This is a genomic window from Parachlamydia sp. AcF125 (assembly GCF_018342475.1).
Lineage (GTDB): Bacteria > Chlamydiota > Chlamydiia > Chlamydiales > Parachlamydiaceae > Parachlamydia.
The window spans coordinates 136,944-152,473 of record NZ_JAEMUD010000004.1; the positions used below are offsets into that span (position 1 = coordinate 136,944).

The window sequence follows — 15,530 nt, forward strand, 5'->3', positions numbered from 1 at the left end:
TTATTTTATTAGTATCCTCTCTAGGGGGCCCATCTTCTTTCTAGCATACTCAAAATGCAATATGGTGTTAGAAGCTTTATCATAAAGCACTTCAATATTATAGAGCTTTCCATTTTTCGTTATCTGGGAATAATACATCATAGCTGATGAAGCTCCCTTAGGATCCCTTATCGGGGCCCCCATGGGCGAGCCAATCACTTCCTTTAATAATTGAATGGGCACCATTCTGTCTGGATTGTCCATGTGTTTAATGGTAGTCTGGCTAAAATTAAAGAGTCCCCGTTGGGATGTAAATTTTACTGCTTCATTTAAAGAACTGGACGAAATGGATGCCGCCTTGGCAGCTTTAAAAATAGCTGATCCACCCAGGTTGCCCACCATACCGAGAGCATCGTTGAGAAGCCGCGCCTTAGTATGGGATAGGCCCACTGTATGTTCCAAAAACTGGGTAGCCAAAGAATCGACTTCTTCTCCCGCGTACAATGTCTGCAACTTAGCCATTAAATTATCTACTCCATGCGCCAATAAAGGCGCCCCTACCATTATCGTGGGGACACCTGTAGCAAATGTGAGAGCTGATAAAGAAGCCCCAATACTGATTTCACGGAGCGCACCAACAACACCTACCCCAGCCATTAAGCGAGTTCCTAAGCTTGCGAGAGCAGCTCCAGCAAACTGTTTCGGCTCATGGCTTAAACTCCAATCGTGATAAAAACGCTTGAACGATGGATCCTTTTCCAAAGTTTCAGCGATAGATTGCCTGAGCTGATCGATTGTCTTATTAAGCCCTGCTGCTTGGCTTACCGCTTCATAAAGACAATCGTGCCCCTTGAAGTCGATTGGATTAGCAGGGTTCGCCGCATTTTCCACTGCTACATGACCTACCCCCGTGGCAGTATTAGGTTCGAACTTTAAATAAATAGTATTGGGTGCGTTTCTTATACCGTTTTCTTCAGATTCGGTAATGCGAATAGTTCCCTCCTGTGTGTGGGCATAGGTTTTGATTTTTCCATCTGGGTTAATAATGGCAATATCCTTGCCAGCTTGCTTGGCAAGCGCTCCAATTTCTGGATCACCTCCAACTTTTCCTTCCATAACCCCCTGAGCGTATTCCGCTCTGGTCGGCCGCTGAGCATACAAATTTCCATCCTCATCTTTATAGATTTTTAAGAGACTTCCATATTGGTTTTTGAGAGTTTCGATGGTTTCACTTGAATTGACGGGAGTCTGCTGTAAGTCTTGATCGCTTAATTCTGAAACTTCCAGATTTGCATGTTTCCAATCCCGGAAGATCTTATCAAAAAACGCTTCTTCTGGATTGTTTTGGGCATCCATATTTTTAGAAAGCATTTCTGGCGATTGGGCAGTTTTCCCTTGCTCTGACAATGGGATCAACTCGCTGCCTTTCTTAAGAAGATACTTGGATCCCATGGAGACTAAGGGCGCGTAGACGGCGCTATTTAGTAAATCATTAAAGGTCTGGGCGAGTTGTTCAATATAAGTCGCCTTCAGTTCATCCAACTTGGCTATAAAAGCATCTTTGCTCATTTCGGAGGGGGATGGGGAGGTTGGGGCATTCTTTTCTTTAGTATCTCGAATGTCTCGTGCGAATTGGTGGACATTATTTTCAACAAGATTGACAAGCTTAGCTACAGAGACACCCAGATTAACCAAATCAGGGGCATGATTCAGAAATTCTGCCCAGCCGTTATCTCCTATTACCGAGCCCGCATGGGAAAGTACTTGCTTGCTGCCTCGCACCACTCCTTCAAAAAAATTCTCCTTACTGGTTCTTTGAATCAAGGTATTTAAACACCCTTCAACCTTCCCGGGGACAGATACGTCTCTTCCTAATTTTTCATAAAGAGCTAAAGCCTGGGTCACCACTAAAGACCAGTGTCGGCTGACTGCCTTTTGAATTTCCTTTTTAATTTTATCCTCATAAGAGCCGGCAATCAATTTTGCCATCCCTTCGAGCCCCCGGCTTGCAAGCTGAGAAATCCCCATATTGATAAAGTTGCGCCCCACCTCTTTTAAGACGTGATTTCCAAGGTTAAATGCTCCTGGAGCAAGCTTTCCGGCCCCTGAGAGCTTTTGAACATCCCATGCTTGGCTAAAAGAGCCCGCTTTTACCACACTCGTACCAAAAGAGACTCCGCACGAGATTGCAGAGGAGATAATTGAGCGCTTTAACGATTGAACTTTCGCTGCTGCATAATCGTCCCAGCTAAATTGACCCGAAACAGCACTTGTAATGGCAAACATAATATCATCCATCCCTGTGCTCATTAAAGCGTTGCCAATCAACTCGCCTGCAATAGGTAAATAGGCCTTGATAATGGCTCCCGCAACCATCTGGATGACTCCCATGACAGTCACAGCTAACACTTCAAACCAAGCAGGGGGATCTTTCTTTTCGATGAGATCAGCAATCACTTCTAAACCAAGTTCGATAAAAAAGCTTAAACCTTCAGGCGCATGTTGACTGTGATCGTGATAATATTTTCGAATAATGTCGGCAAACTTAGCCGTCGTCTTCTTGCTTTCTAGCTTGTAGATCATGCCGATGCTGCTTTCGATAATTCCACAGATAGACTCGGCGACTTTATCGAGTTCTTTATGATCTGGAAACAAAGCTTTGACATCTTTCTCAATATTTTTTATCTGCTTTTCATACTCTTTATGACCCACCTTAACTTTGGGGGATTTAAGGACATGCTGCTCTTCTAAAAGTGCCCATAAAATATCGGCTGCTTCGGTCGTTGAGTTCGGCAGGCTCAATTCGCTTAAATAGATAGAAGTTTTCAAATACCAATGGATAGTTGTATCTTCCATTTCTCTTCCGCAACAAGCGCTTAAGAGAGCTTCTTGTAGCTCCTTAGGTAGCTGACGATATCTCTCATTAAATCCTCCATCCTTGGCTTCTTGGAAAGATTTGAATTTAGGCGGATCCTTAACAAGGATTGTTTGTAAATCTATTTTATAGTCTTTTTGAATTAGCTTCCCTTCGACGAGCGCATGGAAGAAAAGATCGGTATTTTCCTCCTTAAGGAGCTTACTGGTCTGTTTTTTTTCGGTTAGCTTTTCTTTGATTTCTTGGTGGGAAGCAAAAATCTCATATCTCAATTCATCGATGAGGGTAGATAAGACAAACTTCACTCCTTCAGAATAACCTTCAGGCCACTTATCGAACGAAGGGGGAATTCCCTGCAATTTATATACTACACTTTTTTTACCATCGAGAAGTTGTTCTGCCTTCTCTCTTGTCACTACAACCTCACAAGCTGTTTGGAGAATCTCCTTACTGATTTCTCGCTTTCCTTGCAAACGAACAAACACAGATCTAAACATCCGAGGAATTGCCAACGTTTTGTCGCAATAAGTCATTTTGTCTGCGTGTATTGTTAATTTTTTGCTCAGACGTGTTGACCGATAGCGATTCCCCAAGGCTTTTATAATGCTGCCCGCATTTTCCCCAGTGACGTACTGACTTTTTTTAAGCGATTCTTCCGTTAACGTGCCGCCGAGAGCTTCGTCGATTGCAGAAAGAAAAATTGACCAAATCTGGATTCTTTCCTCAGTTCTGGCTTTATACGGATTGCCATAATCAGGCTCACCTGTTTTAGCAGGCCGCTGCTCCACAAGAGGTGCAACGCTTTGAACCATTGTCTGAAGCTGAGAAATTTCAGGACGTATAGCCGCAATAGCTCGCTTGGCACCAGCTTTAAATTTGCGTTTTGCTGAAGATGAGGAAGAAGGCTCCACAACAAGCCGGCAGGCGGCTTTGTAATACTTGGCATAAGCATAATGAGGATCTTTAGCCGCTTTTTTGTAACAGCTTTCTGCTTCAGACCACATCTCCTTGCGCCGATACTCACCTCCCAGCTTAATGAGTTCTATGGGTTCCTGGATTAAACGAAAATCGCCCCGCTGGAAGTCTTCCCGCACCCCTTGTTGAAATTTCTTAAATGAAGCAAGCACGATCTCCTTTCCTATCGCGTGGACCAAAGCGATTTTTTCGTCCATGTGATCGATCCAAAAGGCCCACCGGTTTTTGAGGCTACTGAGTTGGGCTTCTCGATAAAAAGACTCTTCATTTTTAAGGGCTTCTTTGATTTCATCTAAAAGGGATTGAAACCCAGGGATTTGTTCCCCATTGTGGACAAGCCCCCTGAGGAGTTCGTTCTCAAATTCAATTTTTTTCACCTCTCGGATTGCCACATTCTCGAGCCTTTGCTTTTCTTCCATATCTCGGATGCGGCAAAGGGCTGTGATTGGCCGGCGATGGGGGTCTAGGATAATAAATTCTCCGCTTCCTTCGTTGCCTGACCTGGCAGTCCGCCCAAATCCTTGCTCCTGAATTCTTATATTAGGAGGAAGATAGCTGAGAATCACATGTAATCCCCCATGATCTTCGAGCACACGGTTCGTTTTTAGATCGGTGCCTCGCCCCGCAAGGTTTGTGGCAATGATTACATCGCCAGGTCCCACAGGAGTTGGCTTGTCGTTCGACAAAAAGGATAGCTCTTGTAAGGAACTCGTATAGGTTTGGAGTAAAGGATAATCTTTTTTGAGAGCATGCTCGATTGCTTTGACCTCTATAACAGACTCACAAATAATCAAAACAGCTCTTTTGAGTTCTTTGACATTTCGATAAACGCTTGCCGCAATCTGCTCTAGCCACTCTTCTCCGCTGCCTGTAACGACAGCTTTATGCTGGAGATATTTTTCACCTTTAAATCGGGGGATTTTACAAAGATCCACTTCGTAGAGAGCTTGAAGATATTTTTGCTCTGTATCCGAGCCTAAAGTGCCAGATAACCCGTAAATATGCTGGCCATATCGCTTAAAGAAAAAGTAGTTGGATAAAAAGACAGCTTTCAAACTTTCAGGGGAGAGCTCCAAACCATGCTTAAATTGTAAAAATTGGTGCAGTCCATTGCTCCATTTTAATGAAAATTGTTCGACTCCTGTCCCTTTATCCATTACAGTAACCGATTTCTTTTTCTTCCCTCCTACAACTTGATCGACAATGATATATTCGTTATTGGCTTCTAAGACTTTTGCATATAGCGCAGAGCGGACCCAGATCGATAACTTTCGATGAATGATGGACTTTATTTCCATATACTTGGCGTTTGTCAATATATACTGGGGAAGAGGGATCTCCTCCGCATCGATTTTTGCTCTGATCACTTTGGAAATTTCTTCGATCGCTTTGTCGTCTACAGGAAGGGCTCTTTCAAACGAAGGGTGGTTGGCAAGAGCCCAGACCTGCGCAAAAATTCGCTCTAAAAATCTGAGGCTATCCACATTGTGCGATAAGTAGAGAACCATGCCAGCATTATCTAAAAACAATCCATCCACTTCATCGACTAGCACACTTCGCCTATCCCCCATGCGACTAGAGTGAATAATCTCTTGCCCGTGAAATTCAGTTAGTAAAAGATCTCGCTCAAACGCACCCACATCCCCATAAACGATGTCGACCGGTTTTCCCTCCTGATAGTACCGTTTTTTCCTCTCTTCATCATCGGATTCACAGGCCAGGTCGCAATTATTGGAAACCGTGAGACCAAAAAGCTTAAAAAGGGGTTCTTTTTGGGTTGCATCCCGTTCTGCCAGCACAAAAGAGGTCGTAATAACATCTACATGGGACCTCGTCATGGCCCTTAAAATTGCCAGGCAAGCAAACGTAATCGATTTTCCCTCACCTGTAAACATCTGGCTGATGCGGCCTCTGGGAACCCCATGGGTAGGACGGAGCATGAGCCACAGAGCAATTAGTTGAGTATCTCTTAAGCTATGCCCTTCGATTAATTGATTACCGCGAGAGACCACCGCAATTCCCATCATCAGTCGCTTAGGGTCATTCAAAAAAGTTTCACTTTTTTCTTGGATGGCCCACTCAGTGACCTGTTCGGCTGTCCAACCCTTAATCGCCGGCCAATCTTGAGCATAGGGACCTAGCTGTGCCTTGACCTCATTAGCCCAATCTTTAACCGGCGTATTAAATAGGGTCTTTATCTCTTGGATAATTTTGACCAGCTTTGGTTGATCGGTGATGAGTAAATCTTTGATAGCGCTATTAATCCCCGTACTTTCCTGAGCCATGAGGCTGATAAGCATTGCTAAATCACGTGGCTTGGACCGTTTTGTTTTGGTATAATGGGCGATCTCTTCATACCACGCACCCGTCTTTGTTCTGTTTTTAAGCATGAGGAGCGTCGTGCCATCTAATTCCCAAGAGCCTTGGGCAAAATGGTTAACCCCCTCTACAACGGCAAGCACCATCAGGCTGCCTTGCAAGCTTTCCACCACCTTTTGCATCATTTGCTCTTTTTTAACCGTTTCAATTTCTAGCAAACTATCATAGATCTTTTGCCGGTCTGCTTTGTTTAATCTTAAAATTTCAGGCTCAAGCATCCCTTGCATCCACGCCAAGGTGAGGCCATATTTGAAACCTTGAAAAGAAGGTAAAAAGAGAGCATTGGCAATGATCGAATGCTTGCTTGAGAGCTCAAGGGAGAGTTTTTTTAATGCACAAGGTGATGTAAAATAGGTGTGGATAAGGTGGGTAAAAGATTCGATCGGGAATTCGAGCTTTCCTTGATTTAACATCGCCAGACGATCGCCGATCAGCCGTAATAAGGCTTCTTTATCATCCGACTTGAGATAAGGAGTGGAGATTAAAGATGCCAGGGTCGCCTGAAACAGATTTAAGCATTCCTTAGACTGTTTTTCTTTCTCCTGGAGGGCCTGATCGATCGTTTCTTCTTTCTGAACGTCTGCCAGCCCATTTAAGCTGAGGGGTGGAAGTTCAACTGCCATTTTAGCAAGTGAAGGTTGGATCATTTTGAGGCAATATCTCTCCAAAAGAGTGATCGTCCAGTTTTCGGGGATTTTTGTTTCAAGGATTTCAAAAAACACCGAGGGGTTTTTCAAACGAGGTAAGACCCAAAATAGAGAGCTTAAAGTCGTTAACTTAATTGAAATCCGGTAAGCCCTCAAGGTATCAGTCAATTTTTGTAAGACCTTTAGAAAAAGCTCTTCCCCAACCAAAAAGCAAGTTGAAGAAAGAACACTTTCTAAATGTTTCTTATCTTTTGATATTTGCTTATAGAGCTTATCTCGGGGGTTTTTTAAATAAAATTCATCATAGGAGTTAATTTCGCATAAAAATCCGATAAATTCTTTGATCTTTGCTTCTTTTTGCTTGTTTCTATCATCTTTTGAGTCAATTAACTTGAGCTGAAGTTCATCGGCTTTTGCTTTCATACTAGATAAGCGAGGATCTCCAAGACGGCTGAATAGATTTTGGAGATTCTTTAGAATTTGTCCATCTTGGCTGTTTACTATCTCATCTGTAATTCTCTCTTCAAGTTCTTCTAGATACTCTCTGATACTGGAGCGTCTTTTTTCATCGATCTCTTTTACGTGGGCAGATCCTTTAATCCACTCTTCGAAAGAGAGTTCTTCAACCTGTGTAGGCTTTCCCCTTTCTTGCTTTAAAGCCACATAAGCTGGGATTTGGCGTTCGACAACGGCCTTGACCAAGGTTTCTTCGTTTGGATAGAACTGTTCCATTTTTTTTGCAGAAAAAACAAAACTTTTAATATGCTGGATCCATTTCTTTAGGTCTTCTTCATGGGTTTCCTCCAGCCCCTCAAGCTTTTTTTTCACTTCATAATACTCTTCTTGAATCATCGTTTCGTCAAATTTCAGCTTGAGCCTTTTTTCTGCCGCCTCCTGGATTTTTTTTCCCTCCATTTTCTCAAGGAGCTCCGAATAAGGAACTGTTCCCCTCCACCAAAGCCGATTTAGCTTTTCCAAAGCTTGCGGGGGGGTTTGCCCATGCACCTCTTGTATGCTGTCAAGCAAAGCTGGAACATCGGCTATGTCCCCTTTCAATTGGTTGAATTTTTCACGGAGCCACTGATTAAATAGGGTGATCGCTTTTTCGCTATCCTCGCCACCCATTTCTTTGAAAAAACAAACCTGCGCATCTTCATAATACTTCGAGCGCTTTTGCCCCTGAGGATCTTTTATCCCATCCGCTTGAAAATGAAAATCCAACGACTTTATCCAAAGTTTGAACGTCGCAATATGCCTATCAGGATGGAGAATATTCGAAGCCTTCATGACATCAGCCACTCTAGTGAGGATTTCAGCTTGCTTATCTTTTAGCTGCTGTTTCATCTTGCCATGTTTTTTAAGTTGGACTTCGTACCGGCTCTCGAGATCGTCGATCAGCAACTGTCGAATGCGATTTAAGCAAACATTTTTGATTTCTTTCTCTTGATCAGTGCCCTCTTTTAGTTGTTCGAGAGAGTTGTAAAGGAGGATGAGATCGCTCATACTCAAAGGAAGATGTTGAATAGCGATCAGAGAAGGAGCTACAAAACCTGCGCAAAAAGACATTTCCCGAATCGTTTTCATAAAAAGTGGCACCAAGCCTTCTGTTTGTAGGCTATCCTCTTGCGAGCTAAAGGTTGTCTCAAGAGCTCGGTTGTAATCTAGAATAATCTGGGGAATATCTCCTTCAGAGGTAGGAAATAAACCTACTTTTGCAGCCAGAAGATTTTGGAGGGCTTTTAACTCTGGAAAGGCTGTAAAGCAGCCTCGAGCAGACATAATTCCCATAATTTGGCTTAATGTTTCAATTTTTCCATCAACCGGCAAGATGTTGGCTTCCTCAGCAATTTGAAATAGGAGTCGTTCGATCGAACTTTGATCGTCCTTTTGAACTTGCTTACGAATTTGATCGTAAAACTGGGCCCGGTTTAAGACCGCCTCCCACTCATATTCAAACTTGGCCTTTAAAAGATTGCCTCTCTGAGATAAGAGAAAAATTCCCTTTTTGATTATCGGCTCGCCTGAGAGTTGGCTTTCTTCTAGGATCTTCAGAATATGCAGTAACGTTCCATAGGAGAGGTTGAGTTCAAGAAATAAAAAGAGGTAAGCGCCGATTTTTCCCATCTCCTTGCGCGGTAACGTTAAAACCAATCCATCAATAAGCTGTTTATGCTTATGAATGTCGAGGGGCCCGAGTTGATCAGCCACCGCTCTTTGAAGAATAAGGTCCTTTATATCAAACTCAGCTATAACCTCTTCTGCATTCTTTTTTTCCTCCTGATTAATTCCTTGGCGAACTTTCTCAAAATGAGCTGAAATTTTCCGAATATTTTTTTCGAGGGTATTTGTGGCAAGGGCGAAAAAATCGACATTAGGCAGCACACCTTGGCTACCGTAAAGCTTATTAACTTTATCCGCTAATTCATGGAAGAACGCTTCACCTTCTTCTCCTAGCCCCCCGAAGGATTCGATCCATTTCTTTTTCATGAGCAAGAGATGGCGGTTTTGGAGATAGGCAAGCAGATGGTAGTGGAATGTGCGAAGTTCAGAAGAAGGATTATTTAAAGGCTGCCAATAATGGTTTCTTAGAGCATAAATTTTCCCCGAGTCGGTTGTCTTGAGCTCATCTGCAAATGGGTGCCAAGCGGCTAATTCCCTACCACAAAGAATGAAGGCAACAAATACCTCCGCAAGCCCTTCACCCTCTCTATTTTCTGCATAGACGGCTCGCAAATGCTCGAGATAAGGCTTGGCATGCTCCTTTTTAAACTCGATCAGCTGCTTGATATGTGTTTCCAAACGCTCTTTTTTTTCAACGCTCCATTCTTCTTTTTTGGTCTCGTTGATTGCTTGCTGGGCTGGTGTAGGCTCCTCGGTTTTATCTTTATCTGATGGATCAGCCCCTTGTGAAGGCCTCTCTCTTTGCGAAGGAGGGGGCTGTATACTCGCCCATCTCTTAGAACATTCGGTATAGAGGGAATCTAATTCCCCTTGCATTAACACCTTGCTTGGTAAGATATCACCTTCTATTAACTCAAATAGATGAGCTAAAACCCATTCTTGGTTTTGCCTAAGTGTTTTTATCTTTGTCCCTAAATTCTTTCGCTCAGCAGATGTGGCTTGACCCACCAGTTTAGAAGGGAATTTATATGCAAAGGTTTGAATCTTGCCCTGCAATTGCGCGATTTTTTCATCTGCATACTGTAAAAAATGATTCAGCTGTTCTTGAGAGAGCTCTTTCCCATATGCCTGCTTCCCAATCGTGACCACTTTTCGATAAAGCCTTTGTTTAAACCACTTCTCTTTTTGTAATTTCTCTGCCCCCTTAATCTTGTTTATGAGAATTAAAAATCCTAATCGATCGGAACTGAGAAACCGGAGAATGCTTCTTTGGATGGTAAGCTCTTGTAGCCTTGTTTCATAGGCTGTATTAATGGCTAGTTTTTCCTCGCCGGCTATTCTTTTGAAACTTGCAAGCTCTAAATTTCTCGCCTGAATTGCTCGAATTAAATGAGAAGCATTGCTTAACCCTTTGCAAGCCTTGACAATTTGGTTAAATCCCTCGACACCAAACCTTGAAGGAATCTGTTGGATGATTTTGGCCAGCCTGTTGATCAAGTCACAACGTTTATCCTGAAGACAGGCGGGATCTTTTGAATATTTTACAATTTGTGCAATCAACCGTGCGATGCATGACATATTTTCTGCTTGAGTCACATTGACTTCATACATCGCATATTCCAGCTCATGAATTTGCCGTTCTTCTACGCGAGGGACAGGAGAGCATCTTCGAAAAGGTAGCAAGTTTTCTTGGTCGATCTCTTTCCTATTAAAAAAAGTTTCGATCTCTTTTTCACGATTGAGCCCTTTTTCCCGCCTAGCAAAAGTCCCTACGCGAGAGTGTTGCTTTTGAGTTTGGTGCTGGGACTGGGCTTGAAGAAGAAGTGTCGACGTCTGCTGGTGGAGGGTTTCAATATCTTGGATTTTTTTCTGCTTGGCATTCAGTTGCTCTTTGACAATTTCTTCCGTATCATGCGCCACCGCTCTTTGATCAGTCACTTCCCCAAAAGCATATGCTTTATTGGCAAACGACTGCATATGGAGATGCCCATTAAGATTTTCTGCAAAAAGCTCTCTTTTTAAATTCTGTTTTTTATGCTCTGCCCTCTGCCGTAGCTGTTCATTTGCCGTCTTGCCTCGCCCTTTTTCTCTTCCTTGATTTCTTTTGATTGTTTGATCACGCGTAATGCCATCTGCCCATCCCTCTTGATCTCTATCTTTCTTTCGATTTTTGCAGTAAAGCTCATATCCAGAAAATTTATGCTGTTTATTAAATAACCCTCCCTTGACTATCGCATAATCAAACCCGTCTGGTTTGCCTTCTCCTCCCTTTCCTCCTGTTCCGACCCCTCCGTTTTCACCATCTTTCCCATCCTCAACCTTAATCCGATCTTTTATCGTGTCGATCTCCTGTTCTATCAGCAAACGGCCCGCTGCCCCACCCTTTCCCCCTACTCCTTCATCGCCTCCTTGCCCTCCATCACCCGCGGGGATTCCTTTTTTCCCTCGCCGTACATCTATATGCCCCCACATCGTATCCGCATTATCCCCCTTTCGGATATCCGTCCTGGCATCCTTCCCTTTGATCCCCTTCGCTCCATTTCCCCCATCTTGTCCCTTGCTCCCCTTTCCCCCTTCTCCTCCACATAGATTGATCTCCTGAATAATTTTCGGATCTAGGCCAATAATGGGCTCCTTTGAACTGATGCAAAAATCACCGCCGGATTGTCCTTCTTCCCCGTGATTTCCAGGAAGGCCATTGTTACCTGGATCACAAGGATTTCTCCCATCTGCCGCGCGACCGAGATTTAAATCCGCCCCTTTTTTTCCTCCCTTTCCTGAAAGATCAATGGAGAGAGGTTTTTCAGGTTTTTCCTGGCCGCTGCCCCCCTTATCAGACAAGAATTCTACATATTCCCCGCCGATAGCTAAATTGATGCCTGGTAAGGTGAGGCTGGTATCAATGTAAACATTCACGCCTATGATATGAACATCCTGAATATCGTCTCTTCGCCCACACGTCTTTTCAATCACGTCCTTGACCTGACTCAAAAAGATATTACTCCCCTTTATCTGCAAAACATGCTCCATAACTTGTGGGGGAGAGCATTCAATCTCTAAGGCATTCTGAAGTACTTCGTCTAGCTCATCAATCTCCACTTGTAAATCCGCCGGCACAGCTTCTTCCATAATTTCTTCTAAGCTCTTGAGAGGGCACTCTTTCTCGAAGGCTAAATAGGCTGCTAAGTCTAAGACTTTTTGCCGGATCAAGCTTCCGGGACGTATCCTTTCCCCTTCTCGAAGTTTCTTAATGAACTTTTTCTTAAATTCAAAAAAAGCCTCTGCCTTACTCAACGCCTCCTTCGCTTCTTCCAAGTCCTCCACAATTTTATCTTGACGCTTCGACTCTTCCTCGATGTAAGCCTTTTCGGCGTCAAGAAGATATCCTTTCAGCTCGTCTAAAATTTTCAAATCTTTCAAGTTAAGATTTGCAAGCCTGGCAATGCGCAAGAAATTTTCACTTGAGACCTTCTCTGAAACTAAAACAGAAGAGAGCACCGCCTCACAAAAATCTTTGATCGTCGTCGTCTGATGGATCCTCTGAACAAAATGATTCCAATAAGCAACAGGTCGCCTCGGTTCTCCGGGAGAATTGGCTTTGAAATGGTCACGCAAGATCTGCAAACACTCTTCCAAAATATTCTGATCTTGGAAAGCTCCCATGATTTGAGGATCATCAGGGGGCAAGGTTGGAGGGGATTTTCTTAAATCTTCAAGCGTCGCAAGCTCAGCTTCAATCGCGGTTTTGAATGCTTTAATGGAGCCCTTTTTAGAACTTAAGGCGATATAAAGCTGATCTTGTGCCTCCTCAAACTGATTGAGCCGCTTATACGCAACGCCTAAAGAATAGTGGAGAGAAGGATTTAAAAATCGGGGGTTATTCTTTTTCCCAAGTTCAATAGCCTCTTCTAGTGCCAAAGTATGCGCATTCCACAGTTCCATTCTCTGATAAATCACAGCTTTTTTGATGAGAAGAGCAAGCTTTTTTGATTCAAGCTCTTCTTTCTCCTCTGTATACAGAAGCAACCGATCAAAATCACGAATGACCCGGCACGCATAAAATAACGCGGCAGCAAAAAACTCTTGGGTATTTGTGATCTCTCCCAGGCGAAGATAGCTTTGTAAGGCCATCGACTCAATCTCGATAAGGCGTAAAATTAAGTTTGGATCTAGCCGTTTTCGAATCGAATCGCTCTCTAATTCTTCTTTTTCTATGACAAGCGATGATTTATAAAAAGCCGAAAGCTCAAAGGCATGGAAAGAGCGGATCCCTTTTTCCATTTCCCTAAAGCGAGCCGCATAATTTCCTAAAGATTGAACGAGTTGGCAAAAAGCATCAGCAGCCATGTGGTGAGAAAAATAAAATTTCTTTTTTTTCGTATGGAGAGGCTCAATACTTTTGCAGCCCCTTGTCAGCATCTCGATTAAGAAATCGGGTCCCGACCGATTGAGGTAGAGTCGCTGTGCGTCTAATTTAATGACAGCTGTGCCCGACGATAAAACGACTTTAAAAACAGGATCTGTCGCAGGATTCTTCCCTAGAAGAGCCGCAAATTCTCTGAAAACTCTTTGCGGCGGCTCTCCTCGCAACCGTGCAAATGTAGGATGGAGCAACCTCTGAGAATCAAGCTGTAATTGTTCAAATTGTTTGAGAAAATCTAAATACCAAGCTTCCGCATAATCTTCATCCATCTCGATTGCTTCAGAAATCTCTCTAATTGCCTGGTTGAGATCTTTTTTCTCCTTAGCTGCACTAACCTGTCGGACAAAATTTTTTTCTCGACTATTGTGAAGCGTATAAGCCCGATAAAAATCTCGATAGCAGATATCCATACGCTTGCGCACCAAGGCCTCTTCATTTACACTCACCTTTTTGACAAGCTTAGCAATTTGAAGCCACACTCCCCCTCGACAGTCATAACATTCAAGTAAGATAGGATCGCCTTTATCAGCAAATCGAGCTAACGTATCGATGGCTTGATCGATCCACGCTATTGCCCGTTTTAATGCCGAAACTGTGGGATATTTAGCATAAATCTTTCCTAACTCGAGTAGATACTTCCCCTTGTAAGTGGCTTCTTTTAAGTCCCCTTCTGGGAGCGATAAAACTTGATTGGTGAAATCTTGCAATTGCCACACCTTCGGCTTTGCACCTTGAATATCGGCAAGCCCTTTCTGAAGTTTTTGCTCATCCAGAGCAACTTGGGGACTTTCAACTTTAACAACGACTGGAGCTAGCGGAGTTCGGTCTTCCCATGGGGTAAAATCAAAATGAGCGGCAAGGCGGATAACTTGCATCCTTATCTCATCTGCTGTGCTTTGAATATGTAATCGAAGTAAGGAAAGAGCTTGTGATAATGCGGTTAAATCCTTTTGGACCGCTCCGAGCTTTTCAGCTGCTTTCCGCTCTTGGAGCGAAATTTCAGAAATAAAACAGTATAGAAAATCTTTCAGTTCTAATAAGCCTTTTTGCCTAACGACTTCCTCATCATGTGGCAAAGGAGATGATGCAAAAAGGCGATCGAGAATAGGATGGGAAGAAAGCTTAAGCATTTCTACTGTCTTAGCATCGATTAGATCTCCGCAAAATTTTGTGAATAGATCGATCTGTTCCTGATCGTTTTCTAATTTTACTTTAAAACTTCCTGAGTGAGGCAAAAGTGAAGAAGCTAGGTCGATGAGTTGGTTGAATAAAGTTTTGAGATATCTTACTTTAAGGAGGCTGTGCTGCCTAAGCATCCGAATATCGGAGAGCGAATCAAGTTTGAGTGCCACTTCGACAATATCCTCGTAGCTTTTACATCTACTAAGTCCGTCAAAACTTTTTACTACAGGATTACATTCCTCCCCATCTGCAGGGATCTTCAGCCGCTTTTGACGCGCATTCCTTGCTATAGGATCTTTAGGGGAAACAAAGTTAGGAGCCTCTAAAAAAGGGGATGGCTGAGCAAAATTAGAGAGAGGAGAGATTTCAGGCAAAAAGCGGGGAAGGTGTATTGAAGGATCATACTCAGTCTCAATTTTTGGAATATCCGCATTAACAAGGTTTGGAAGGGACAAAAGCTCTTGACTTGATAGTGGCAGTGGGGAGGGAGAAGCCATAGCCGAGAATCGAGGCAAAGAGATGGATGCTTCGGGTCTCTTTTCGGATCTTGGCACCTCACTTGGGAAAAACTCTGGCATTGTTAAATCATCCGGTAATCCTATTTCTGGGAAGGTTGAAATCTTTTGAGAAAAAGAGGGGATGATAATTGAGACTTCACCTTCTTTACCGGATCTGGGCGGCTGAGATGAGACAAAACCAGGCATTTGCAAAGGTCGATCTTCCGAATTCTGCGTCATAGCAACCACTGCGCTTGCCGTGAAAACAGGCATCTCTAAAGAAACGATATTTCTATCGTTTAAATGAGCCCTAGAGGGAGAAGAGAAAAACTGGGGGATATCAATGTGGAAGGGGTGACTTGCCCGGTCGAAATTTTTGCCCTGCTCTTTGTTTTCTATCGATTCCTTCTGTGTTAACCCTTCATTTGGGGGAAGCGTGCCCATTGTCTTTC

1 protein-coding gene is annotated in these 15,530 nt (G+C 43.3%); it reads right to left on the bottom strand.

The genetic code is table 11. From position 1 onward, the window contains the following. Entirely contained in the window at positions 1-15,522 is a 15,522-nt protein-coding gene (locus PARA125_RS08610; protein WP_213158480.1) for a hypothetical protein, read from the bottom strand. Between the last annotated feature and the right edge of the window lie 8 nt (positions 15,523-15,530).

Excerpts from the sequence above, each read along its gene's own strand:
- PARA125_RS08610 (WP_213158480.1), bottom strand. The coding sequence starts at position 15,522 with ATGGGCACGCTTCCCCCAAATGAAGGGTTAACACAGAAGGAATCGATA.